Annotated in this window: 25 protein-coding genes; 4 read left to right on the forward strand and 21 right to left on the reverse strand. The window is 49.8% G+C overall.

Annotated elements, in window-relative coordinates:
- Positions 1–142 precede the first annotated feature (142 nt).
- Positions 143–592 (forward strand): hypothetical protein, encoded by a 450-nt coding sequence (locus HMPREF0860_RS01475; protein WP_021331583.1) that lies wholly within the window; start codon positions 143–145, stop codon positions 590–592.
- A gap of 171 nt (positions 593–763) precedes the next feature.
- Here the strand turns inward: HMPREF0860_RS01475 and holA are convergent, their stop codons facing one another.
- Genes holA through hprK form a run of 4 tightly spaced genes read right to left on the reverse strand, consistent with a single transcriptional unit; the run spans position 764 to position 3681 of the window.
- Complete coding sequence (holA, locus tag HMPREF0860_RS01480; RefSeq protein ID WP_021331553.1) at positions 764–1777, reverse strand: DNA polymerase III subunit delta; 1014 nt, start codon at positions 1775–1777, stop codon at positions 764–766.
- 1 nt (position 1778) lies between these two features.
- Positions 1779–2390 carry a transcriptional repressor LexA gene (gene lexA, locus HMPREF0860_RS01485; RefSeq protein ID WP_021331578.1) on the reverse strand — a complete coding sequence of 204 codons (612 nt, stop codon included), beginning with the start codon at positions 2388–2390 and terminating at the stop codon, positions 1779–1781.
- Between the two features lies 1 nt (position 2391).
- Entirely contained in the window at positions 2392–2658 is a 267-nt protein-coding gene (locus HMPREF0860_RS01490) for an HPr family phosphocarrier protein (RefSeq protein WP_021331558.1), read from the reverse strand.
- A 33-nt stretch (positions 2659–2691) separates the two neighbouring features.
- The gene (hprK, locus tag HMPREF0860_RS01495) at positions 2692–3681 is read right to left on the reverse strand and encodes an HPr(Ser) kinase/phosphatase (RefSeq protein WP_021331591.1); all 990 of its coding nucleotides are present in this window, start codon (positions 3679–3681) and stop codon (positions 2692–2694) included.
- Positions 3682–3852: 171 nt separating this feature from the next.
- On the opposite strand from hprK, the gene HMPREF0860_RS01500 reads away from it, so the two are divergent.
- A complete protein-coding gene (locus tag HMPREF0860_RS01500) occupies positions 3853–4707 on the forward strand; it encodes an aldo/keto reductase (RefSeq protein WP_021331541.1) in 855 nt (284 codons plus the stop codon).
- 56 nt (positions 4708–4763) lie between these two features.
- On the opposite strand, the gene rpiB is transcribed toward HMPREF0860_RS01500, so the two are convergent.
- The 8 genes from rpiB to HMPREF0860_RS01540 all read right to left on the reverse strand — a co-directional run bounded on the left by rpiB (position 4764) and on the right by HMPREF0860_RS01540 (position 12508).
- Positions 4764–5216, reverse strand: a complete 453-nt coding sequence (rpiB, locus tag HMPREF0860_RS01505) for a ribose 5-phosphate isomerase B (protein WP_021331584.1) — start codon at positions 5214–5216, stop codon at positions 4764–4766.
- Between the two features lie 98 nt (positions 5217–5314).
- Positions 5315–6283: a D-allose transporter substrate-binding protein gene (gene alsB / locus HMPREF0860_RS01510; RefSeq protein ID WP_038081899.1), complete on the reverse strand. Its 969-nt coding sequence runs from the start codon at positions 6281–6283 to the stop codon at positions 5315–5317.
- 84 nt (positions 6284–6367) lie between these two features.
- The gene (gene alsK, locus HMPREF0860_RS01515; RefSeq protein WP_021331536.1) at positions 6368–7288 is read right to left on the reverse strand and encodes an allose kinase; all 921 of its coding nucleotides are present in this window, start codon (positions 7286–7288) and stop codon (positions 6368–6370) included.
- Positions 7289–7972, reverse strand: a complete 684-nt coding sequence (gene alsE, locus HMPREF0860_RS01520; protein WP_021331525.1) for a D-allulose 6-phosphate 3-epimerase — start codon at positions 7970–7972, stop codon at positions 7289–7291.
- A gap of 82 nt (positions 7973–8054) precedes the next feature.
- Positions 8055–9029: a D-allose ABC transporter permease gene (gene alsC, locus HMPREF0860_RS01525; protein WP_021331582.1), complete on the reverse strand. Its 975-nt coding sequence runs from the start codon at positions 9027–9029 to the stop codon at positions 8055–8057.
- A 27-nt stretch (positions 9030–9056) separates the two neighbouring features.
- Positions 9057–10574: a sugar ABC transporter ATP-binding protein gene (locus tag HMPREF0860_RS01530; protein WP_021331543.1), complete on the reverse strand. Its 1518-nt coding sequence runs from the start codon at positions 10572–10574 to the stop codon at positions 9057–9059.
- Between the two features lie 57 nt (positions 10575–10631).
- Positions 10632–11627, reverse strand: coding sequence for a LacI family DNA-binding transcriptional regulator (locus HMPREF0860_RS01535; RefSeq protein ID WP_021331540.1), 996 nt, complete (start codon positions 11625–11627; stop codon positions 10632–10634).
- A gap of 284 nt (positions 11628–11911) precedes the next feature.
- Positions 11912–12508, reverse strand: a complete 597-nt coding sequence (locus HMPREF0860_RS01540; RefSeq protein WP_021331580.1) for a flavodoxin — start codon at positions 12506–12508, stop codon at positions 11912–11914.
- Positions 12509–12845: 337 nt separating this feature from the next.
- Here HMPREF0860_RS01540 and HMPREF0860_RS01545 point away from each other — a divergent pair, with 337 nt between their 5' ends.
- Positions 12846–13421 (forward strand): thymidine kinase, encoded by a 576-nt coding sequence (locus HMPREF0860_RS01545; RefSeq protein WP_021331522.1) that lies wholly within the window; start codon positions 12846–12848, stop codon positions 13419–13421.
- Between the two features lie 102 nt (positions 13422–13523).
- Here the strand turns inward: HMPREF0860_RS01545 and HMPREF0860_RS01550 are convergent, their stop codons facing one another.
- From HMPREF0860_RS01550 to HMPREF0860_RS01590, 9 genes are all read right to left on the reverse strand, one after another.
- On the reverse strand, positions 13524–14537 hold the full coding sequence (locus HMPREF0860_RS01550) for a sialic acid TRAP transporter substrate-binding protein SiaP (protein WP_021495427.1): 1014 nt from the start codon (positions 14535–14537) through the stop codon (positions 13524–13526).
- Positions 14538–14727: 190 nt separating this feature from the next.
- A complete protein-coding gene (locus HMPREF0860_RS01555) occupies positions 14728–16524 on the reverse strand; it encodes an L-fucose isomerase (RefSeq protein WP_021331593.1) in 1797 nt (598 codons plus the stop codon).
- 25 nt (positions 16525–16549) lie between these two features.
- Positions 16550–17281 (reverse strand): FadR/GntR family transcriptional regulator, encoded by a 732-nt coding sequence (locus tag HMPREF0860_RS01560; RefSeq protein ID WP_021331528.1) that lies wholly within the window; start codon positions 17279–17281, stop codon positions 16550–16552.
- Positions 17282–17287: 6 nt separating this feature from the next.
- On the reverse strand, positions 17288–18208 hold the full coding sequence (locus tag HMPREF0860_RS01565) for a dihydrodipicolinate synthase family protein (RefSeq protein WP_021331518.1): 921 nt from the start codon (positions 18206–18208) through the stop codon (positions 17288–17290).
- A 163-nt stretch (positions 18209–18371) separates the two neighbouring features.
- Positions 18372–19658, reverse strand: coding sequence for a TRAP transporter large permease (locus HMPREF0860_RS01570; RefSeq protein ID WP_021331576.1), 1287 nt, complete (start codon positions 19656–19658; stop codon positions 18372–18374).
- Complete coding sequence (locus HMPREF0860_RS01575; protein WP_162146983.1) at positions 19655–20155, reverse strand: TRAP transporter small permease; 501 nt, start codon at positions 20153–20155, stop codon at positions 19655–19657. Before HMPREF0860_RS01575 ends, HMPREF0860_RS01570 begins: the two co-directional genes overlap by 4 nt.
- 93 nt (positions 20156–20248) lie before the next feature.
- The gene (locus tag HMPREF0860_RS01580) at positions 20249–21256 is read right to left on the reverse strand and encodes a sialic acid TRAP transporter substrate-binding protein SiaP (protein WP_021331579.1); all 1008 of its coding nucleotides are present in this window, start codon (positions 21254–21256) and stop codon (positions 20249–20251) included.
- 197 nt (positions 21257–21453) lie between these two features.
- Complete coding sequence (locus tag HMPREF0860_RS01585) at positions 21454–21906, reverse strand: NanQ anomerase/TabA/YiaL family protein (RefSeq protein ID WP_021331569.1); 453 nt, start codon at positions 21904–21906, stop codon at positions 21454–21456.
- 68 nt (positions 21907–21974) lie between these two features.
- Positions 21975–22400 (reverse strand): RbsD/FucU family protein, encoded by a 426-nt coding sequence (locus tag HMPREF0860_RS01590; RefSeq protein WP_038081919.1) that lies wholly within the window; start codon positions 22398–22400, stop codon positions 21975–21977.
- A gap of 349 nt (positions 22401–22749) precedes the next feature.
- Between HMPREF0860_RS01590 and HMPREF0860_RS01595 the strand changes: the two genes are divergently transcribed.
- A partial coding sequence (locus HMPREF0860_RS01595; protein WP_021495429.1) for a GGDEF domain-containing protein occupies positions 22750–23925 on the forward strand: 1176 nt, incomplete at its 3' end.

The raw sequence follows: 23925 nt of genomic DNA on the forward strand, positions 1-23925 counted from the left end.
CCAATGCGGCATTTTCGAAAATCGACATTTTCTGCAATGCCGCATTTTATGGTAGGTTAAAAGCGCCGCTGAAATAGCGCGATGCTTTTAACATGGAATGATTAATAAATATGTTTAAAAAATATTTTTATAGGAGTGTTTTATGAAAAAAACATTGTTTGTGTTGGCGGCTTTGGCGGTCGTCCTTATCGGGTTCAGCGCATGCAGCAACGGCTCGTCGGATGACAACGGTGGTGGTGGGGCACCGTCCGATCAGCATAGCGATCTGTACGGCTCGTATTGGGGAACGTTGACGATGGTGGGTAAAGACTTCCCTCTGTGCCTCGTCATAGAAGCCGATAAAGTTGCGCTGCACAGCGATGTGATGGGGATGGCCTATCCGCTCGTAACATATAAAGACGAGGGTAACGGAACATGGACGATCAGCTGCTATGATAAGGGAGAAGATACGACGAAACCTACGACCCACACAACTGTTTCAGTCGACACGAAAGCATCTCCGTTCATCGCTAAGGCGACCATCATACCGATGAGTTGCACAACAGCGCCCTTAAAGAAGGGAAAAGCTTACAACAACGAATACGCACACTGAAATAAAAGAAGCTGTGCAAGATATGTAAATACGTTTGCTGCAAAATTGCGGGAGGCGTTGTAAAACTCCCGTGTTTGTAATATACGCATAAGCCGCCTGAAAAAACGTTCGCTTTTTCAGGCGGTATTTTTAATTATTAGGCCAATTCGTTACTACCGCATTAATTAATAATTATACCGCACTTTCATACGCGGCACATGACGCGCCTTTTTTGACGACCGCTTCGTAGACGACGCGCTGCAGGAGAACGTCTTCGAAAAGCGCGCCGCTTGAGCGGATTTCCATGTCGGCGGCCGCGATACCGGCGAGGATCGCCGCAGTCTGTCCCGCCGTCCAAATCGAAGAGGCGCGGCTGTACTGGGCTTTCGCTTTTTTGCTCGAAAAGCCGTGCGTCTTTAACGTAAAATCATCGCTTTGTCCCGACGACGCGAGTGCGTGCCACAGCGCAAGTCGGCGGAAACACGAAGCGAGCCCCGCGAGTATCATCACCGGAGAAGAATCTTTTGAAAGGCGGATTTTTTGCAGTACATCGAGGGAAAGTTCGAGCCTTCGCGATGCGCTCTCACTTGATGCCATCGCTGCAAACAGCGTAAAGGCGCTTTCGGCTCTGTTGTGCGAAAGTACCGCTTCGACGTCGGCGGATGTGATTTCGTGCGATTTCGGAAAGAGCAAAAAAAATCGTGCGCATTCGGAGCGGAGCGCCTGCGTGTTGTTTTCGATCATGTCGAGGATATCTTCGGCGGCTTCTTCGCCTATGCGGTATCCGTTTTTGCCGAAAAAGTTTATGAGCCACGGCACTTTCCGGTCTTCGAACATTTCCCAAAATATTTTTTTGTGCACGGCCGGTACGACTTTTTCGAGCTTTGCGTCGACTGCGATTTCATCCGACACGAGGACGAGCGCGCTCGTCCCTTCCCCGGCCGTCTTTACCCATGCGGATATCGCGCCGACGTCTTCCTTTTTTTTGATCGATTCCGCGGAACGCACGACGACGCACGTTGCATTTGTAAAGAGGGAGCCGCTTTGCAAAATCGTCACTATCTCCGAAACGGGCGTTTCGTTCGCATAAAAAAGATATTCGTCGAGCGCACCGTGCGCTTTGCGCATCGCTTCTTTTACGGCAAAAACCGCGTCGTTCCGTTCGCCGAATTCGGGACCCGTGTAGAGATAAATCGGAGCATCCATATCAATACGTGCGGACGATATTCGATAAGATGCCGACGACGCGGACATCCTGACTGTAGATCGCTTTGAATGCGGGGTTTTCCGGCTGCAATCGGATGCGATTTTTTTCTTTATAATACCGTTTTAAAGTGATCGCTTCATCGATGACGGCGACGACGATCTGTCCGTTTTCCGCATCCGACGTCTGTTCGACGACCGCCAAATCGCCTTCGAGAATACCCGCGTCGATCATGCTCTGCCCGCGCACGCGAAGCGCAAAATACCGCTTTCCCGGATGTACGAACGGTTCGGTTAAATTGACATAACCGTCGAGATTTTCCGCTGCGAGAAGCGGCTTTCCCGCGGCGACCGTTCCGAGTAGCGGCACTTTGTCGATGTAGGGTCGCGAGGCTTTAAGCTCGCCGTCGACGAGTACGCGGATCGAGCGCGAGCGTTTTTCACACAGCGATAAAAATCCTTTGCGCTGCAATGCGGCGATGTGATCCTGCACGGCGCGCAGCCCTATGCCGAAGTGATCGCTTATTTCGCGTACGGTCGGCGGATACGAATTCTCTTCCGTAAAACCTGAGATAAACGCTAAAACCTGCTTTTGTCTGTCGGTGATTTCCTTCATGTTATTCTTCCGCAAATTTCGAATCGAACAGCGCTTCGATCGCCTGCGCCGCTTCTTTTTCGTCGGAGCCGTCCGCTTTCAGCGTAATGCCCGTATTGTAACCCGCCGCCATCGTGATGACGCCCATAATCGATTTTGCATTCACTTCCGTATCGCCGAGAATGAGTGTGAGCTCGCAGTTGAATTTGTTCGCGGTCTGCGCGATGAGCGCCGCCGGACGCGCGTGAATGCCCGCTCTATTTTTTACGATCAGCGTTTTTTCAATCATATTGTCATCCTTTAATAAAAACAAAATTAATAATTAATAGGAATCATCGCTGCTGTTGTACGCAGTCTGCGCTTCTCCCGTTTCGATCCATTTGAGTACGTTTTGATTGAAGTCGCGCGCGGAATTGTAGCCCATGCGTTTTAAGCGTTCGTTCATCGCCGCCGCTTCGATGATGATCGGCAGATTTCGCCCCGGGCGCACCGGTATTTCGAGCACCGGGATTTTGACGCCGAGGATGTCCATGTATTTTTGATCCGTGCCGAGTCGATCGTACACTTTATCGGGATCCCAATCTTCGAGTTCGACGACGAGCTGCACTTCTTTTTGATCGCGGATGGCACCGACACCGTAGAGCTGCGATACGTTGATAATGCCGAGCCCTCGTATTTCCATGTGGTGGCTGATAAATCGATTTGCGCCCTGTCCGAGCAGGATGTTGCCGTTGACGCACCGCAGTTCGATAATGTCGTCCGCGACGAGGCGATGACTCCGTTCGATGAGTTCGAGCGCCGTTTCGCTTTTGCCGACGCCGGAGTGTCCGACGAGCAGAATGCCGATACCGTACACTTCGACGAGAACGCCGTGCATCGTTTTTTTCGGCGCGAACGTGTTCGATAAGACACGGATGAGACGGCTTGAAAATTCCGTCGATTCGAGCGACGTCTGCAAAACGGGGCAAAAGGCTTCTTCCGCTATCGAAAGAAAATCGTCGGGCGGCTGTATACCGTACGAAAAGACGCAGCATGGAATATCGTATTCGAAAATCGCTTTTAGCGATGAAAGATTATGTTCCGTATGGAGCTTTTGCAAATACGCACTTTCACCGCGGCCGAAAAGCTGTACGCGCTGATAGGCGAAGGATTCGTAAAAGCCGGTAAGCGCAAGACCCGGCCGGTTGATGTCGGGGGCCGTCATCGCGCGGGGCAAACCGCGCCTTCCGGCGATGCACGTCAGATACAGCGCATCGTGTCCGGGCAGATCAAGTTCAAGCAAATCAAGAACGGTGAATTTCTTATCGGCCATGATTATACTATACACATATATCGATGAAAGGGCAAGGTTAAAAACGGCTGGGCAGGGGCAGCCGGATCTGCCCGTATGGTTGTTGTGCTCTGTTCGGTTTGTCTTTTGCCCGGGTCGGTATCGTAGACAAAGACAGGAGCATCGCTATACAATCTATAAGCGAGGTAAGAGATGAATCATAAGGTAAAGTTATCGAACGGTGCGGTTGTGCCGGCGATCGGGCAGGGTACGTGGTATATCGGAGAGACGCCATCGAAACGCGCACAGGAGATCGATGCGATACGTGCGGGCATAGAAGCGGGTATGACGCTCGTTGATACGGCGGAAATGTACGGCAGCGGTTTAAGCGAAAAACTCGTCGGAGAAGCGATTTCTTCGACGGATCGGAAAAAACTTTTTATCGTATCGAAAGTGTTGCCGTCGAATGCCGGCAAAAAAAATATGGAGCACTCGTGCGATGCGACGCTCGAGCGGCTCGGTACGGATTATCTCGATCTGTATCTCTATCATTGGCGGGGGAGCGTGCCGCTTGCAGAAACGGTCGCATGCTTGGAAGAACTGAAAGCGAAAGGAAAAATCCGCGCGTGGGGCGTTTCGAATTTCGACACGAGCGATATGGAAGAACTTTTTGCGCTTCCGTCGGGGAAAAATTGCGCCGTCAATCAAGTGCTCTATCACTTGGGTTCGCGCGGCATCGAATTCGATTTATTGCCGTGGATGCGGCGGCACGGCGTCGCGCTTATGGCGTATTGCCCGCTTGCACAGGCAGGAACTTTGCGCCGCGGTTTATTTGAAAACGAAACGGTCGCCGCCGTTGCGGAAAAACACGACTGCGATGTGACGCAGGTACTGCTCTCATGGTGCATCCGCGACGGCAGCACGATCGCGATTCCGCGCAGTTCGAAAAAAGAACACACGCTTTTAAACGCGGGAGCGGACGCACTGATGCTTGACGAAGAAGATTTTATTAATTTGGATAAAGCTTTTCCGCCGCCTTCACACAAAATGCCGCTCGACGTAGAATAAGCTATTCGGTATACGAAAGCATCGCCGCAAACTTGTCGTGCGAACGTGCGTCGGCGTTATTTGCAGTATTTTTTTTCTATGTCCGAAATCATCCGCACGCGCTCGGCGTGCCGGCCGCCTTCGAACTTCGCATCGAAAAAAGAGTCGACGATCATCTTTGCCAATTCCGACCCGACGACGCGCGCGCCCATCGCGATGATATTCGCGTCGTTGTGCTCGACGGTGAGCTTTGCCGTGTACGGTTCGCTGCACACCGCGGCTCTGATGCCCGGCACTTTGTTTGCCGCAAGCGAAATGCCGACGCCCGTTCCGCAGACGAGCACGCCTTTTTCGATTTCATTCGATTTTATCGCTTCGGCAACTTTCAAACCGAAGTCGGGATAATTCACTCTGACATTCGGATCGGACGCGCCGTAATCGACGCATTCGAATCCTCGCTTTTGCAAGTGTTCCATTAAAATACGTTTCAATTCGATCGCCGTGTGATCGCATCCGAAACCGACTTTCATATACGCCTCCTTTTGGGCATGTATTGATAACAACTTACCCCGATGCTTGCGTCGGGGTAAGTTGATTATAGCGGAACGGATCCGCTCGTACAATAAATTTACTTCAAAAACGATTTGACATTATCTTTCGTAATCAAAACCGATTCGACGGGCGTTTTCGCAGGGATTTTGCCGACGACGCCTTTCGTACCGTTTTGTACCGCTTTTACGAGCAGGTTAAAACTCGTCGCGCCGATCTGAGCCGAGTCTTGTGCGACGGTCGCACTCAGCTGTCCGTTTGCAACCGAACGCACGGCTTCGCTGTCGCCGTCCGTTCCGACGACCATGATTTTGCCGAGCTTATTTGCGTTTATGACAGCCTGCACGACGCCGAGCGCCATACCGTCGTTGCACGCGTAGATGCCGGCGAGGTCGGGGTTTTGCTGGATATACGTCGTTGCGACATCGAGCGCCGTCTGGCGATCCCAATCGGCCGCTTGGCTTCCGACGATATTCAATTTGCCTGCGGTAAACGCCGCACGAGCACCGTTCTTTCTGTCTTCGCTCGATTGGTTTCCCGATTTGCCTTCGATGATCAGCACTTTCGCGCCGGCAGGAACGTTTTTGACGATATATTCCGCGCCCTTTTTTCCGACCGCGACGTTGTCCGTTGCGACGTATGCGACACAGGCGCCTTTGTTGTTGGCGAGTTCTTTTTCATTGAACATTTCGTCGATATTTACGATCGTGATACCCTTTGCCGTCGCTTTGCCGATGCCCGACAATACGTTTACGCCGGAAAGCGGGGCTATGCCTATGCCCTTGTATCCGCGGTTGATGCACTGTTCGAGGATCGAAAGCTGACCTTCCAGATCGTCTTCCGACTGCGCCGAGTACAGATCGACTTTTATGCCGAGCTTTGCGGATTCGGCTTCCACGCCCTTCCACATCTTTACCCAAAAGTCGCTCGCTTGCGTTTTAAGGATGACCGCGTAATCGGCGCGTTCCTGATTTTCGTTCGAGCCGGCTGCGGCCGCAAACGACACGGCGATCAGAGCCGCCGCAAAAAAAGCCGTTAATTTTTTCATATAACATCCTAACTGCATTTCGAGATACACGGCAGCGGCGATATTCCCGACATTGCCGTATATCACATTTTATATTTTTAAAGTTCACACGAACTTTAAATTACTCTTTAATTTTTCAAACGCAAGAAGCGCGCCTCCTCTTACGCCGCTTTCCTGCGTATGCTCAGGGTAAATAAATTCGATATTGTCATGCGGATACGGAGCACGTATATGCCGGCGCATAAAGGTCATGAGCGTTTCCATCGGAAACCCCTGCATCGCAAGCACACCGCCTGAAAGGATCACGTAATCGGGATCGATGATATTGATTTCCGTTGCGATGACATACGCAAGCGTTTTTAGAAAATCCTGCACGAGCGGGTGAGCATTTCGCTTAACAAAAATTTCTTTTATATCGATTTCGGGGAAATTCTCTTTGCACATTTTTTCAAGGTATCGTCCCGATGCGACCGTTTCCGAACAGCCGATATTTCCGCAGCCGCAGACGGCCTGCGATCCGAGCATCGGAATATGTCCCAATTCTCCCGCGACGCCGTTTTTTCCCGTGTAAAATCCGCCGTTGATATACAGCGCGTTTCCGATGCCGGTTCCGACATAGATACCGATAATGTTTTTTTCTTTTGCTTCGTCAAGCTTGTATTCCCGGATGTCGTTGTTCAAGAGGTAATTTACGTCCCTGTCGATAAACACGGGAAGCCGTAAACGCTCGTGCAAAATCCCGCCCAAATCGATATTATTTAAGCCCGGTAAATTCGGCGTCGAATAGATAAAGCTTTTGTTTTTGCTGACCGAAGACGGTACGCCGATCGCGACGGCGCGGCAGCTTTTTTGCAAATCGTGCTGCCGTATATATGCGGCGATTTTTTGTTCCAAGTCGGAAACGATATCTTCTTTTACGACCGCACCGATGAATTTTTTTTCGAATCCGAAAATCGTTCCCGCTTCATCGACGTACCCGATCCGTAAATTCGTTCCGCCTATATCGATGCCGATGACCGTATCCATTTACGCTTTGCACCCCGTCTCTTTATAAAAAGCATCCGTCATGATATCCCACGCTTTTGCCAAATCGGGATCGTTGTTGAAAAGCCCCGATGAGCCGACGATGTATACTTCCGCGCCCGCGTCGTACAGCCGTTTAAAAGTTTTTGCATTGCACGAACCGTCTACTTCTATGAGATACGAATATCCCTTTTCGGCTTTTAAATTTTTAAGTTCCGTTATTTTGGGAAGCACTTCGGGAATAAACGGCTGTCCGGCAAATCCCGGATCGACGCTCATCACCGTGATTTTATCGAGCCGGTGAATGTAGGGCAGCAGCACGGAAACGGGAGTCGCGGGATTGATCGCAACACCCGCCTTGCACTTATGCGAATGAATCATGTCGATGATCCGAAACGCTTGAGCGTTAATCGTTTCCGCATGCGGCACGATGTAGTCGGCTCCGGCTTTTGCAAGAGCGGCGACGAAGTCTTCGGGGTTCGTTACCATGAGATGACAGTCGATCGGCAGTTTGCACGCTGCACGGATCGATTCCACGAAAAAGGGAGAGAGCGTAATATTTTTTACGTAGTGTCCGTCCATGATATCGACATGAACCAAATCCGCTTTTTCGTTGATGATTTCAAGCTGCGCTTTCAATTCCATGAGATTCATACACATGAGCGACGGATTGAATAAGACTTTCATATTTCCTCCAAATCGAATAAGAATTGTATGCTGCCGGTTCTCTTTATATTTTTGCAGCCGTGCTTTCCGACCGTTTTGCGGTCTATCGGTTGTTTTTCGCGCCGACAAAATGATCTATCGTCACCGCGATGATGATCAGCATGCCCATGACGATTTTTTGATAGCTGCTCGGAATCGTCAGCGCTGTCATTCCGTAATTGATCACACCGATGATCAAACCGCCGATCACGACGCCGAGCACTTTTCCCTTGCCGCCGAAAAAACTCGTTCCGCCGATAATCGCCGCGGCGATCGCGTAGGTTTCGTATCCCGTTCCGGCCGTCGGAGCTGCAGCGCCGAGCCTTCCGAGCAGTACGATACCCGCAATGCCGGAGCAGGTGCCGGAAATCATAAATACGATGAGACGGTGCAGATCGACGTTGACGCCTGAAAACCATGCGCTCTGTATGTCGCCGCCGAGCGCGTAAATATTTCTGCCGGCTTTCGTCTTTGTCGTAAAAAACCAGCAAAAAAGCGCAACGACGAGCGCGATGACGACCGGCACCGGTACGAAGAGGAGGCTCGCATTCATCAGCGTGCTGAAAGAAGCCGGAAAACCGAACACGTTTCTCGAATTCGATACGACGAGCATGATACCGAAAAAGATCGATTGCGTGCCGAGCGTGATGATAAACGGATGCAGCCCCGTTTTATTGACGAGCGTACCGTTGATCCATCCGATCGCAGTCCCTGCAAGTATGCACACGAAGATCGCCGCTCCTACGGGGATCCCTGCGACCATGAGCTTCGCCGCGATCATGCCTGTCAATCCCGCAACCGCGCCGACCGACAGATCGATGCCCGCGATCAAAATCGCAAAAAATTCTCCGAGACTTAATAATATGTTTACCGCGCTTTGCCGCAAAATCTGTACGATACTCGACGGAGTAAATACTGCGCTCGGTTTTATAATCGTCAGGATTATAATCAAAAGCAAAAATATTCCGATCGTGCCGTACCGCTGCCACAGCATTTTAAAATGCTGCAAAGACTTTTCGTTTTTCGTATTGTCTTTCATATTGTATGCTCCCTTATGCACCTTGTATTATTCGCCCGTCGCGACCTTCATGATATTTTCCTGCGTCGCATCTTTGTTTGTAAACTCTTTTCGTATCTTCCCGGCGCGGAACACGCAGATCCGGTCGCACACGGAAAGCAGCTCCGTCAAATCCGAAGAAACCATGATGACGCCTTTGCCTTCTTCGGCAAGCCGGCGCATGAGGATATAGATTTCGCTTTTGCTCCCGACGTCGATACCCTTTGTCGGTTCGTCGAATATGAGCGCTTTCGAATCGGCGGCCATCCATTTTCCCAAAATAACTTTTTGCTGATTGCCGCCTGAAAGCTCGGTGATGTTTTCGTGTATGCTGCTGCATTTTATCGAAAGCTTTTCTTTTTGCACGGCCGCATCGTCAAGTTCGCGTTTCAAATCGATTAAGCCCCAGAGCCCGCGCAGTTCCGACGTCTTTATAAACGGCACGATGGAAATATTTTGTTTTATGTCGAAGTTGTGCATAAAACCCGTTTCCCGTCTGTTTTCCGTAACCATCGCAAGCCCGTTTTTTATCGAGTCGTAAGGAGTCCGGATCGAAACCTCTTTTCCGTTGATAAAAATTTCCCCCGATTCGCGCTTATCCGCTCCGAAAATCGCATTCATCAATTCGCTTCTGCCCGAACCGATGAGACCGAAAAAACCGAGTATTTCTTTTTTGTGAACTTGAAACGACACGTCGTCCGCTTTTTTGTCTTTCCGCGAAATGTGACGCGCTTCAAAGACGACCGGCTCTTTCGATAAATCCGTACCGCTTTTATCCAAGTATGTGCCGTATATTTCCCTGCCGACCATCATTTTAATAAGATCGTCGACGGTAACGTCTTCGACGCTGCGCGTACCGACCGATTTTCCGTCTTTTAAAACCGTAACGCGGTCGCCGATCTGTTTGATTTCTTCCATCTTGTGAGAGATGTAGACGATGCCTTTGCCTTGTTTTTTCAAATTGCGGACGATATCGAAAAGTTTTGCCGTTTCGGATAATGTCAGCGATGTCGTCGGCTCGTCCATGATGATGACGCGGGAATCGGCGACGATCGCTTTTGCGATTTCGCACTGCTGTTTTTCCGAAATGCTTAAATTTTCAACATATTCTTTCGGGCTTCGGTTTAACCCGACCGTCGCAAGCGCTTCGGAAGCTTTTTTGAGCATGAGTTCGTAATCGACGACCGGTACGCCGAATTTTTTTATCGTAGGAAGCTTTCCGACGAACATGTTTTCCATAATGGAAAGCTCGCCTATAAGACTCAGTTCCTGATAGATGATGCTGATTCCCAAATCCTGCGATTCTTTCGGCGTCAGCTTTTCATAGGATTTTCCGTCGATATCGATTTTGCCGCTCGTCGGCTGAAATACGCCGCTCAATATTTTCATGAGCGTCGATTTACCCGCGCCGTTTTCTCCGAGCAGAACGTGTACTTCACCGGCACGGATGTCAAAAGTTATATCGCTCAGCGCTTTGACACCCGGAAAAATTTTTGTAACGTGCTCGATTTGAACTAGCGTTTCCATATTGTCCGTCCTGTATAATTTCTCATACGTCCTCCTCGTGTGCGGCGGCAAAATGCGCTATGTCGTCTTCCGTCTTTCCAGCGTGACGGGAATCAATATATGCGTATTTTTAATAAATTTACGGTGCAGCTTATCTATGATAAGCGCGCCTGCCGTGTATGCGATCGCGTGCGAATCCTGCGTTATCGTCGTTATCGGCGGGTTGCAGAATTTGCTGAGGGAAACGTTATCGAAGCCGACAATCTTTACGTCGTCGGGAACACGATAGCCGGTTTCCTGCAATGCGTTGACGCAGCCGAGCGCTATCATATCGGTTGAGCAAAAGATGCCGTCGAAGTCGAGTGCTTTTGCCGTAAGCCGCTTTTTCAGCGACCTGCGTGCCGCCTCGTATTCGGGAGATGTATACAGTTCCATCGTTGGTACATACGGAACGCCGTATTCGCCGAGCGCTTTTAAATAGCCCTCCCTCCGTTCGACGACGATCGAAACGTCCCTCCTGTCGCGTGCAAAAAGAATTTTTTTACAGCCTTTATCCAAAAGCTCTTTCGTTGCAAGGTAGCCGCCGCTTACGTTATCCGATTGCACTAAGACTGCCGCATTTTTCGGACAGCGGTCTATGTATACGATGAACGGACACGAAGATGCATTTATTTTCGGAATACGGTCTTGCCCCGAAATATAGATGATCGCATCGACGTTCCTCGAAATCAAATTTCGCAATTGCGTTTGTTCTTTTTTTTCGTCTTCGTTCGTATCGCAGATAAGCAGCGTATATTTTTGCGTAACGAAAAAATCATCCAATTCGCGGATGAGCCGCGCAAAATATTCGTTCGTTATGTCCGGCACGATGACGCCGATGCACATACTTTTGTGCGTGCGAAGCGAAACGGCGTTGAGGTTAGGGGAATAACCGGATTCTCGTATGGCTTTTAAAACTTTTTGTTTTGTCTTTTCGCTGTATCCTTCGGTGCGATTGATGACGCGGGATACGGTAGCGATCGAAACATTTGTCCGCTTTGCGATTTCAACGATGGAGTTTTTCTTTTCAGCCATTTAGTATCCCGCTCGAAATGCCGCCGTATCGTTTTCCCGGACGTACGCAAGAGAAAATCCACCGTTCAAAGCATTCGGGTGATATGCCTACGTAAACGTTTACGTAAGTGCTACAATCCAAAACTTTATTTATGCATTTTACTATATATGTAAGTATACAACATTTTGAGCATCTGTCAACAAATTTTTTTTGATGATTTTTCGGCAAGCAAAAATACGAAACGATTTAAAACAGCAAGCCGAATCAACATGAGGTTGACGAAAAAACGAATTTTAACAATTTATTAGATAAAGCGCAGTGTCAGCTTCAGCCACGTCGTCACCGCAATATCCGCTTTGTGTCTGTCGTTTTGCGCGATATGACCGAGTATCGAAATGCCGCTGTTTACCGTCGAATGCTTAAACATACGGCGGAATACGCGGGCGGTTCCTGCCATACCGCTCCCTTCATGCGTACAAAACGGAATGATCATCTTGCCGTCCATATCGTGCTCTTCGATAAACGTATACACGACCGGCGGCAAATCACCCCACCAAATCGGATAGCCGATAAAGATCGTATCGTACGGAGAGATGTCGATGCCACCCTTATACGCCGGACGTACGTTTTTCCGTTGCTCTTCTTTCACGTAGGCGATGCAGCTTGCATAATCGGCGGGATACGGTTTTTCCGGTACGATTTCGAATATGTCGGCATGCATTTTTTGTGCGATGAGCTTTGCGATGATCGCGGTATTGCCTTCGGCGACGTAGCCGACTTTGGAATTTTCATCCGCGCGGGAAAAATAGACGACGAGCGATTTGCGTTCTTTCGGCTGCGCCTGTATGCCTGCCGCCGCAAAGACGAGCACAAAAGCGGCGATGATTTTTATTTTATTCATACCGTACTCCCGAATGCGATGCGCGTGCATCGATTCTGTTCACATATCCCGCTTCAGTAGGGAAAACGACGTATAAAGGATACCGACTATCGGGACATTACACAAGCGATGAACTTGAAACAAAACGGGAATACGACGGGTATTTTTGCAGCATAAAAGGCGCGGTTATAATCGTGATTTATCCAAGCTGCCTTTGAACGGTATTATGTTCCGCGCTCTTATGAGTCCTCATGAGTTATTACCGCTTTTAAGTAAAACTTGATTTCCGTGTATACGGTATACTTTCCATTGTCACGCTTCCGTTTTTGCGTTACAGTAGCGTGCAAGCGGGGTGTTCATGGTTGAGCTGATTACGGGGCCGATGTTTTCGGGAAAGTCGACGCTATTGTTTCAAAAGATGGAGCGTTACGTATACGCGCATAAAAAAATCATCCTCGTCCGTCCCGACCGCGATACGCGGAGTTTTTTTTCGCATTCGCCGCTCGAAAACGGCTTGCGCCGGCTCGCAGAATCGAAAAAGATCGACACAGTTTCGCTTTCCTCGTTTGACGGCGGCACGCGTTTCGATGAATACGACGCCGTGTTCGTCGACGAATATTTTATGATAAAAAACTGCACCGCGCTTGCGATCGAGTGCCGAAAAGATCAAGACATTTATTTCGCCGGCTTGCTCGCGACATCGGAATGTACGCTTTTTACCGAAGCGGCACAGCTCTTGCCGTATTGCGATTCGATCATCAAATTGAACGGCGTGTGCACGCAGTGCGCGAGCCAAGTCGGCAACTATTCGTATTATATGCAGGGCGCAAAGACAAGCGATATCGTCGTCGGCGACAGCGAATACACGTGCCTTTGCCGCGACTGCTATTTGAAAAATCAAAAAGAAAAAGAAACGCAGCTCACGCTGGAATAAGGCGTTTTATCTCGCAGCTCATGCCGGAGTAGGGCGAACCGCTTGCAATGCATTGTACGCGCCGCAGACGGATGTGCCGGCCTTACAGGTTTTAGAGGTAAGCTATTGAATGCTTTGTATGCTCTCCCACGTACCCTTGCCCCATTTCGCTTCGAACATCGGCGGGATGGTTTTCAGCGTTGCGACCCGAAAGCTTTCGACATCGGGCGTGATAATCGTAATGCCCTGCAATTTTAGCGTCGCGATCAATTCGTTTTCCTGTTTGATGATTTCGTCATTTTGCCATTCGATGTTTTTTGCGAGCGACGCTTGGACGATTTCCCTGTCGGCCGGATCGAGCTTTTGCCACGTGTTTTCGTTGATAACGATGAGCAGCGGCGTCATAACGTGCCCGGTGAGGATGACGTATTTTTGCACTTCTTGAAATTTTGCGGATGCAAACGTCGGCAGCGGGTTTTCCTGTGCATCGACGATATTGTACTGCAGGGCGATGTAGAGTTCGCTGAACGTAATCGGCCGTGAATTCGAGCCCCATGAGTGCGCCATCGCGACGAAGATATCGTTTTCCGGGACACGGATTTTCATGCCCGCGCAGTCGGCGACCGAATGCACCGCTTTCGTAGACGTCGACAGATGGCGTGTTCCGTAATACATTGCACCGAGCAATCGCATACCGCTGCCCGCGAGTTCTTCGCTTATTTTTTGTCCGAACGGGCCGTTGAGCGCTTTTTCGAAATGGTCGATATTACGCCAAATATACGGCGCTTCGGCGATCGTCACCGACGGCGCATAGAGCCCGAAGTTTGCGGCTCCTTCGCTGACCATGTCGATGCTGCCGGCCTGCGTACCGCGAATCAAATCCATACTCGCACCGAGCTGAGCGGCGGGAAATCCTTTGATTTCTACGCGACCGTTTGTCTGCTCCGATACTTCTTCTGCGATCCGCGCCATCATTTGCGATGCGGGATGAGCGGTCGGGTGAACCGACGCCCACCGTATCGTTACGGTTTTACCGTTTGCAAGTTTTTTGGAACCGTTTTTGTTTTTGTTTATTTTTGCCGCTGCGAGTGTACAAAGCAACAAAACCGATACTACCGTAGAGACTACTTTTTTCATGTCGTTTCCCCAATTTGAAATATTGTTTTGTATATAATTTTTATCAGTATAGTAGCACGAGTTTTTAGAGCTGTCAAATTTTTTTTGATGATTTTTTTCGATAATTTTTTACTTAAGAACAACATACCCCGATGTTTTGTATCGGGGTATGTCGATTCCGCTGCGGTTATCCGACCGCTTGCACCTGACCTTATTTATACATCGGGCCGTACGCTTTGCACGCGCGGTAATCCTGTCCTTCTTTGTCCATGCCGTACGCATTCCAGCACGCCGGACGGAAGATTTTGCTTTCGTCGACGTTGTGCATGCACACGGGGATGCGCAGTATGGAGCAGAGCGTGATTATATCCGCGCCGATGTGTCCGTACGAAATCGCGCCGTGATTTGCGCCCCAGTTGTTCATAACGTCGTATGCGTTTGTAAACGGAGCGCTGCCCGTCGGACGCGGAGCGAACCACGTGCACGGCCACGTGTAGTCGGTGCGTTTCCAAATCGCATCGGCAACGTCGTCCGGCAGTTTTATCGACCAGCCTTCGACGAGCTGCAGTACGGGACCGATTCCTTTGACGATATTGATTCGAGCCATCGTCATAGGCATTTCGGCTTTTGTGATAAAGCGGGAGGAAAATCCGCCGCCGCGGAAATACCCCTGATCGGACGTACACCATTCGGTCGCTTTGAGACACGCGTCGATGTCTGCTTCGGTCATTTCCCAAAACGGCTTCATAACCGCGTTTCCGTTTTTATCTTTGACTTCGCCGCACGCATCGATCGTACACGCGCCGCTGTTTATCAAGTGGATAAAACCGCCGGCATCTTTTGCCTTTCCTTCGAGCGCATAGCCCGTTTCGTTTTTGACGCTTTCGCCTGTCCAGCACGTGCGCACGTCCGCAAACATTTGAGAGCGGTTCGTGAGCAGTTTTAAAAGCAGCATCGTCGCTCCGTTCAACGTATCGTTTTCCGTTGCGAAGACGTAGGGTTCGCGCGCGCCGTTCCAATCGAAGGGCGTGTTCAAAATCGCTTCGGGGAAATCGGTGTCGGGGAATATATCCGTCCATTGGCGCTGTCCTTGAAAGCCCGCCGCGATCGCGTTGTGTCCGAGCGCTTCTTCGCTCCAGCCGATTTCTCTGAGCTTCGGATTGCCGTTCATCAAATCTTTGATGATAAGCGCGCACTTGACGGTAAACTCCCAATCCGCGTCGATCTGCGCGGGAGTCTTTTGCGCTTCTTTCGGATTTTTATCGAATCCCGTCGGACAATTTTTGCGCGTCCATTCGAGCGCACGCTTGTATTCGTCTTTGTCGTAGATCTCTTTTTCAATGCGGCGGTACACTTCGACTTCATCGACGGACTCGACTCTCATACCGAGATACTCTTCAAAAAAGTCGGGATCGATTTGCGAACCGGATATCCCCATGCACGTCGCTCCGATCTGCAGATAGGATTTGCCGCGCATCGTGGCTGCGGCTACGGATGCTTTTCCGAAACGTATCAATTTTTCTTTTACGTCGTCGGGGATCGTTTTGTCGTCGAATTTCTGTACGGTACTGCCGTAGATGCCGAACGCAGGGAGACCTTTGCGCGCGTAGCCGGCGAGCACGCTTGCAAGGTATACGGCGCCCGGGCGTTCCGTCGCGTTTAAGCCCCACACGCCTTTTATCGTCATGGGATCGTTATCCATCGTTTCGGAACCGTAGCACCAGCACGGTGAAACCGACAGCGTGATATCGACACCGGCTTTTTTGAATTTTTCCGCACATGCGGCCGATTCGGCGACGCGCCCGATCGTGCTGTCCGCGATGAGCACTTTTACCGGCTCTCCGTTTGTGTAGAACACGTTTTGTTCGAGCAGCTCTTTTGCCTGATGCGCCATGCGCATCGTCAGTTCTTCCAGCGAAGCGCGGACGTTGAGCATGCCTTCTCTCGCGTCGATGATGGGGCGGATACCGATGATCGGATACTCGCCGATTAACCTTGATTTTGCCATTGCATAATCCTCCTGATCGATACGATCATATATTAATTGTAACCTCTGTTTTGTTCGCCGCAAATATTTCCACGTTGCGTTTCGATGCGGCGATGTGTTCGTTCATCGCGACGACGGCGTCGGTCGTATTGTGCGCTTCGAGAGCGTGCAATATTTTTTTGTGCCGTGTAATCGCATCGTCTATGCCGCCTGCGACGAGGACGCCTTTTCCCATGTAATCGGTAAGCAGCGAAATCAGCACGTCGTTGAATATTTCAAGCAAGGCGTTGCCGGACGCTTTCGCTATGAGATTGTGAAAGCTGCAGTCCAATGTGACACGCTCTTTCGGCGAAAGCGTTTTGTCCGAAAACTCTTCGATGTTGCTCCGCAGCGCTTCCAGTATGTCGTCGGTGATATTCGCGGCTGCAAGGCGCGCGGCGTTTACTTCGAGCATGGCGCGCATCTGCGTCAGATCGTCGTCGGAGATATTGTTCATCTGCATGATTCTGCTTACCGCGGAAAACACCGTTGAATTTTTCGGCTTTGTGACAAAAGCGCCGAGTCCGTTTTTCAATGCGACGAGCCCGCGTTCCTGCAAAACTTTCAGCGCTTCACGGACTACGGGACGGGACACGCGATACTGCTCGGCGAGCTGCTGTTCCGACGGAAGTTTTTCGTTTACGGGAAACGCATCCGAATTAACAATAGTGTCTTCCAAGCGATCGGCAATCTGTACGCTTAAGTTGTCTCTTACCAAGGTGAAACTATTGTCAGTCATATTGCATTATCCTGCAAGACCGAGTTCCGCGCGGATGTCTTTTTCCATGCGGATAAGGCTTTCGATTTCGTGCCGCGCATTTTCGTTCAATACGGAAACGTCTTTGCTCCTCGTCACAAGCGACATGGGAAGGCCGGTAAGACTGTAGTGGAACTTCGCATTTACGGGATACGCGCGCGCTTCCGATACCGCCGCGACCGTTAAAAAGTCGCTGATTTTGCGCGCCTTTTCCGGCTCGGTTTTAAAGTGATCGTACATCCATTTGTAGATGTCGATGTGGAAATTCGCCATGACGCCGTTGTAGCCGTCGTAGCCCGCGATGAGTGAATCGAGCAGCGTCGACGTATTTGCGTTGAACAGCGAAAGCTTTGTGCCGGCGGTAAGTTTGACGCGGCGCGCTTCTATTTCGTTCGAACAACTTACGTCTTTTAAAAAGACGAGTTTGCCCGTGCGCGCGCAGTCGGCGAGGAAGTCGTCGGTAAGCAGGCGCAAGTACGGATACGGACACTCGTAGAGACCGAGCGTAACGCCCGAAAGCTGGCGGAAAATATCTTCGGCATTTTTGTTGAAGACGGCTTCTTCTTCGTTTTGTTTTGCCATGCGGTTTGCGACGAGAACGACCGCATCGACGCCCGTCTTCGCCATGGCACCGAGTTCGTCGATTTGTTCCGCATGGTCGTCAGACGTGTGTCCCGACGCGATCACTTTGATCCTGCCGGCGTTGGCGTCGACGACGGCTTTCGCTATGTCGAGCTTTTCCTGCTTTGAAAGAAAAAACATTTCGCTCGATTGGCAGACGGCAAAAATTCCGTCGGCGCCGTGAGCGATATACCATTCGACGAGTTTTTTAATCGCGTCGAAATCGACCGTATTGTTTTCCGTAAACGGCGTAATCATCGTGGGCCAGCAGCCGTGATATTCTTTCATATAATTCCTCTTTATTAATTAATAATCGGATTACACATATGCCGCTTGTAATAAACAAGAGCATACCGAAAGGCGGTGTGGAAAGTCCGATCATCATGTTGAACGTTACGACCTCATAGCGTTATATGCGCCGGCAGCATACGCGCCGGTTTGTTTCCACAGTTTACAATTCCGGCCCGAACAGCAGGTTCGGAATCCACGTCGTGATGCCCGGGATGAGCGTAATCAAAAGTAAAACCGCGATGAGCGGGATGAGAAACGGAATCGTCGCTTTTGTAACGCGTTCGAACGAAACTTTTGCGACATTTGAAACGACGTACAAAACGATTCCGACCGGCGGTGTCAATAATCCGATCATCAAATTCAAGATCATCATGATGCCGAACTGCGTCGGGCTGACGCCGAGCGCGTGCATGAGCGGAATAAAGATCGGCGTGAGGATCATGATGGCGGCATTCGCTTCCATGAACATGCCGACGAAAAGCAGGAACGCGTTGATGAGCAGCAAAATGACGACGGGATGATTCGAAACGGACATGATACCCGATGCGAGGATCTGCGGCACGTTTGCGACCGAAAGCGACCAGCCGAACATAACCGCCGTCATGACGAGCGCGAGGACGACACCGTTCGTTTCCACCGTCGCAAGGATGATGCGCGGTAAATCTTTAATACTGAATTCCTTGTAGACAAAGAGACCGAGGATGAGCGAATAGAACGCCGCAAATACGGCCGCTTCAGTCGGCGTAAATACTCCCGACACGATGCCGCCGAACAGCAGCACCGGCGCCATGAGCGCCCAAAATGCGTCTTTAAACGCCTGCCACAAAACTTTTTTTGTCGGGCGCGGAGAACGCGGATAGTCTCTGCGCTTTGCGTACCAAAAGACCATAATCATGAGCGTTCCCGCCATTATGACGCCCGGCAAAAGCCCGCCCATAAAGAGCCGGCCGACGGACGCTTCGGCGAGAACCGCGTACAATACCATCGGTAGGCTCGGCGGAATGATCGGTCCGATCGTCGAAGAAGCACCGGTAACTGCGCACGAAAAGTCATCGTCAAATCCGGCGTCGCGCATCGCTTTGATTTCGATTGTACCCAAGCCCGCCGCGTCCGCAACCGCAGTGCCGCTCATGCCTGCAAACAAAACCGATGCGACGATGTTCGCGTGACCGAGACCGCCGGGCATGTGTCCGACGAGCACGTTTGCGAAGTTGAACATGCGTTTCGTCACGCCCGACGTATTCATGATATTGCCCATGATAATAAAAAACGGCGCGGCCAGCAGCGGAAACGAATTCGCAGCCATCGTTATGCGCTGCACGACGGTAAGCGGTGTAAATCCGTTTGTCAGGCAGTAGAGCAGGGAGCAGATTCCGAGATTGACGTAGATATTCGTTCCGACGATGAGCAGGACGATAAACAGAATGAAGATAATGCCCATGTTCATACGGCAGCCCCTTTGTCCGCATCGCGTTTCCATACGCTGTTTTTGAGATGCAGCAGCTCGTATATGATGACGAGCGTATTGGTAAACGGCACGACCGCGTACACAAAGCTTATCGTAATCGGAATGGTGATCGCCGGAAGCATCGTGCTCGCTTTCGTCATCTGAACGCCGTATACGATCATATATGCCGAAAACACGATGAGGATAAGGCTGTTGAGCGTATCGATCATCTTGTGCAGTATTTTCGGAAGCAGGTTGACGATAATCGTAATCTGTATGTGGCTTCTGTTTCTTGTGCCGAGAACCCAGCCGAGATAACAGATCCACACAAATGCGTATCGTATTAATTCTTCAGACCAGACGAGCGGCTTGTTCAAAACGTAGCGCATACATATTTGACACAGCGCTAAAATAAATATGATTAAAAAGAGAACGACGGAAAGCCAATCGACACATTTGTTGACGGCAGCCGTTACTTTTTTCTCTACGCGATTCATTTCTTCTCCCATGTTTTTGCAAACATCCGGCGAACATCGGGACTGTCGGCTTTTCGGACAGCCCCGATAGTTCGGTTAATCGGCGATCCCTCGTTATTTAATGTTTTGGATGCTGTCCCACATACCCTTACCCCATTTCGCTTCGAACATCGGCGGTACGACTTTCAGCGTTGCCTGCCGGAAGCTTTCGACATCGGGCGTGATGACCGTGACGCCCTGCGATTGGAGTTTTGCGATCAAATCTTTTTCCTGCTTGATGATTTCGCCGTTTTGCCATTTGATGTTTTTTGCGATCGACGCTTTGACGATTTCCTGATCGGCCGGAGCGATTTTCTGCCATACCTTTTCGTTGATGACGATGAGCATCGGCGTCATAATGTGTCCGGTGAGGATGATATATTTTTGCACTTCCTGGAATTTTGCGGACGAAAAAGTCGGCAGCGGGTTTTCCTGACCGTCGACGATATTTTGCTGAAGCGCGAGATACAGTTCGTTGAACGTGATAGGCGTAGGATTCGATCCCCACGAGCGCGCCATTGCGACGAAAACGTCGTTTTCCGGAACGCGGATTTTCATGCCCGCGCAGTCCGAAACTTTGCGCACTTCTTTTTTCGACGTCGAAAGGTGGCGCGTTCCGTAGTACATCGCGCCGAGCAAACGCATGCCGCTGCCCTTGATCAGCTCTTCGTTGATCTTTTGCCCGAATGCACCGTCGATCGCTTTTTCAAGATGTTCGACGTTACGCCAAATATACGGGGCTTCGGCGATCGTCACCGACGGCACATACTGTCCGAAGTTCGCCGCTCCTTCGCTGACCATATCGACGATGCCGGTTTGCGTACCTTGAATCAAATCCATGCTGCCGCCGAGCTGTCCGCCGGGGAAACCTTTGATTTCCACGCGGCCGTTCGTCTGCTTCGATACTTCTTCCGCGACGCGCATCATCGTTTGAGATGCCGGATGTGCCGGCGGATGAACCGATGCCCATTTTATCGTTACTTTTTGACCGCCCGCGGTATTGCCCCCTTCACTGCTTCCCGCCGCCGTCGCAAGTCCGCAGAGCAGCAAAATCGCCGTTAACGTGCAAATCAGTTTTTTCATAAAAACACCTCGTTTAAGATATTACCTGTCAAACAGGTTGATAGGTAATATGGTAGCACGAGTTTTTAGCGCTGTCAAATTTTTTTTGCAAAAAACCGAGCCGATTTTTTCAATTATTTTGCGCATCTATTACATGGCTGCATGGCGAACCTTGCTCATAAATAACAGTATGCGGTGACGAAGTACCGGCTGTACGTTTACATTGCGAGCTTAAACACGATTTTTCGCACGGTTTCCGGATTTTTAGCCGAAATGCAGGGTTCGTGGCCTTCTCCGGGAAACAAAACGATGAATTTTCCGGGTTTGGCGATATAAGTTGTTGCCAATTCGCCGTCAAAAAATTGAATATCGCTTTCGGCATCGTATTCGCTCTGCGCTTTCATGCCGGTATTTTCGCATACATCGATGATCTCTTCTCCCGACACGATGAACTGCACGTCAGCCGCATGCCGGTGCGTTTCGTAGCCTTTCGTGCCTTTTGTCCGCGTTTGATATTCGCTTACGGAATAGCGCACCGATGCGTCGTCCGTCGTATACGAACCTGTCATAGCCGTTTCCGCTTTTCCCGAGCGGAGCACTGCGGCCACCGTTTTGAGCTGCGGAAAGGCGGCTGCATACTTTTCGATGTTTTCAATCGTATCGATAATCATAATTAATTCCTCGCTATTCTATTAGGTGCAATTTTATTTAATGCTTTCCGAACTCGGTATTCGACCTATTACCGTACGATGCCTTTACGCAGGATGATGTTTGCGTACAGCGCTTTTTCGCCCGTCGCGATGATCGCATAACACGATTCGGTGCGCTTGTAAAATTCGTTCCGCTCGATAAGCGAGTACCGCGTATATGCGGCGTCACCCGCGCGGCATATCGCGTCGAATTCCTGCCAAATAGGCGTTTCGACGGGGTCATTTTTTGCCACTTCCATGAGCAGCGCGTTTTCCTGCATACGGTCGAGCGGAAAAAGCGAAAGGACGGCTTTCAGCACTTCGCATACGCCATGCCCGTCCATGCGGATAAGCCTGCGCGCACGCGCCGCCGCGGGGTAGTTTCCGTCGACGATCGCGATTTCATCGCCGTGCCCCATTTCCATCAACGTTTTCAACAGATCCGGTCCGATAATCGAAGGGATATTTTTTAACATACGCGTTTTCATAAAAAACGACGGCGACAGTTCTATCGCAGACGGCGCTTTTTATCGTACCTCCTTTTGTAAAATTTTTCATCCGTTTCAAGCTATTTATAATAGAATGTCGGGTATGGCTTGTCAAATAAAATCGCTGAAAAAAGCCATAAAATTTTTCATTTTCCCTGTAGCAAATCTTTTGAAAATTTGTTATATTTTTGCGATTATTGATATGAAATGCACGTGCATCAAACGATGTACGTGATGACGCGAAACTTTTTCGGAAACCAGGAGTTTACTTTGAAAATGCGTTGCACATTCCTACAAAAGTTTTATATGAATTTTACACAAGGAACGGAAGCATCGTATGACACCGATGATTAATAACATTCTCACCTATATCGTGGTGGATGTCCTCTGTATTGCATTTTCAGTGTTTATCATTAGAAAGTTAACGACGGATATAGGCAGCGAACTCGAAATACACCTTTTAAAAAAGATGTTGTGTATTTTCCTTACATATTCGTTCGTCGATGTTGTATGGATATTGGGTGAATACGACTATATGCCGTACTATAAACGCATCGTAAACGGCATCGTTTGTTTTTTGTCAATTTTTTTAATATCCGTGCTTGCCTTTATGACCTTTATCTATACGGAAATCAGATTAAAAACGGCGTTTACGAAAAAACGCGAACTATGGATTGTCTCTGCGATACCGCTGGCATTTTCGCTGTTTATGTGCATCGCATCGTATTATACGGGATGGATTTATTACATAACTCCTGACAATAAATACGAGCGCGGATCGTATTATTGTTGGCAGCTGGCAATCGTGTTTTTTTATTTTGCCGTCGCCGCATTTCGTGCGCTGTACTGCGGTTCGAAAGAACGCTTGCCGATGCGCCGGCACGCTACATTCAGCCTTGCGTTTTCCATTGTTATTGCGGTTCTTATCGGTTCGCTTCAGATTTTTATACGGGGAACGCCGCTTATCGGAATTGCAATTTTTTCGGCATTTTTCATTACCTTTATCAATTTTCAGCAGGCGCAAATTTTCAGCGATGCCCTTACCGATTTGAATAACCGACGGCGTGCGAATCAATACCTCGAAACGAAATTCAACAGTCCGCTGACCGAGTGGCCGTTGTACCTGTTTATGTTCGATATCGATGCATTTAAAGAGATAAACGATACGTACGGCCATATCGAAGGGGACAAAGTGCTGCGTACCGTCGCACAGGCGCTGAGGATGACGAGCCAAAAATACAGCGCTTTTGTCGCGAGGTTCGGCGGCGATGAATTTTTGCTGGTCGGAGAATCCTTGTACGTGTCGAATCCCGACGAGTTGATAAATCATTTTAATAAAGCGCTTGAAACGGAAGTCACGGCGCGAAGGCTTCCGTATAACATTACGCTGAGTATCGGCTATGCAAAAACCGACGGCGAAGAAATCGATGCGATTGAACTTATTAAAAATGCCGATAATATGCTCTATAAAAACAAGCGCCGTTCGCAGTCCGTCCGTTACCCCCCCCCCCCC

Origin of the sequence: Treponema socranskii subsp. socranskii VPI DR56BR1116 = ATCC 35536, from assembly GCF_000468115.1 — a bacterium.
GTDB lineage: Bacteria > Spirochaetota > Spirochaetia > Treponematales > Treponemataceae > Treponema_D > Treponema_D socranskii.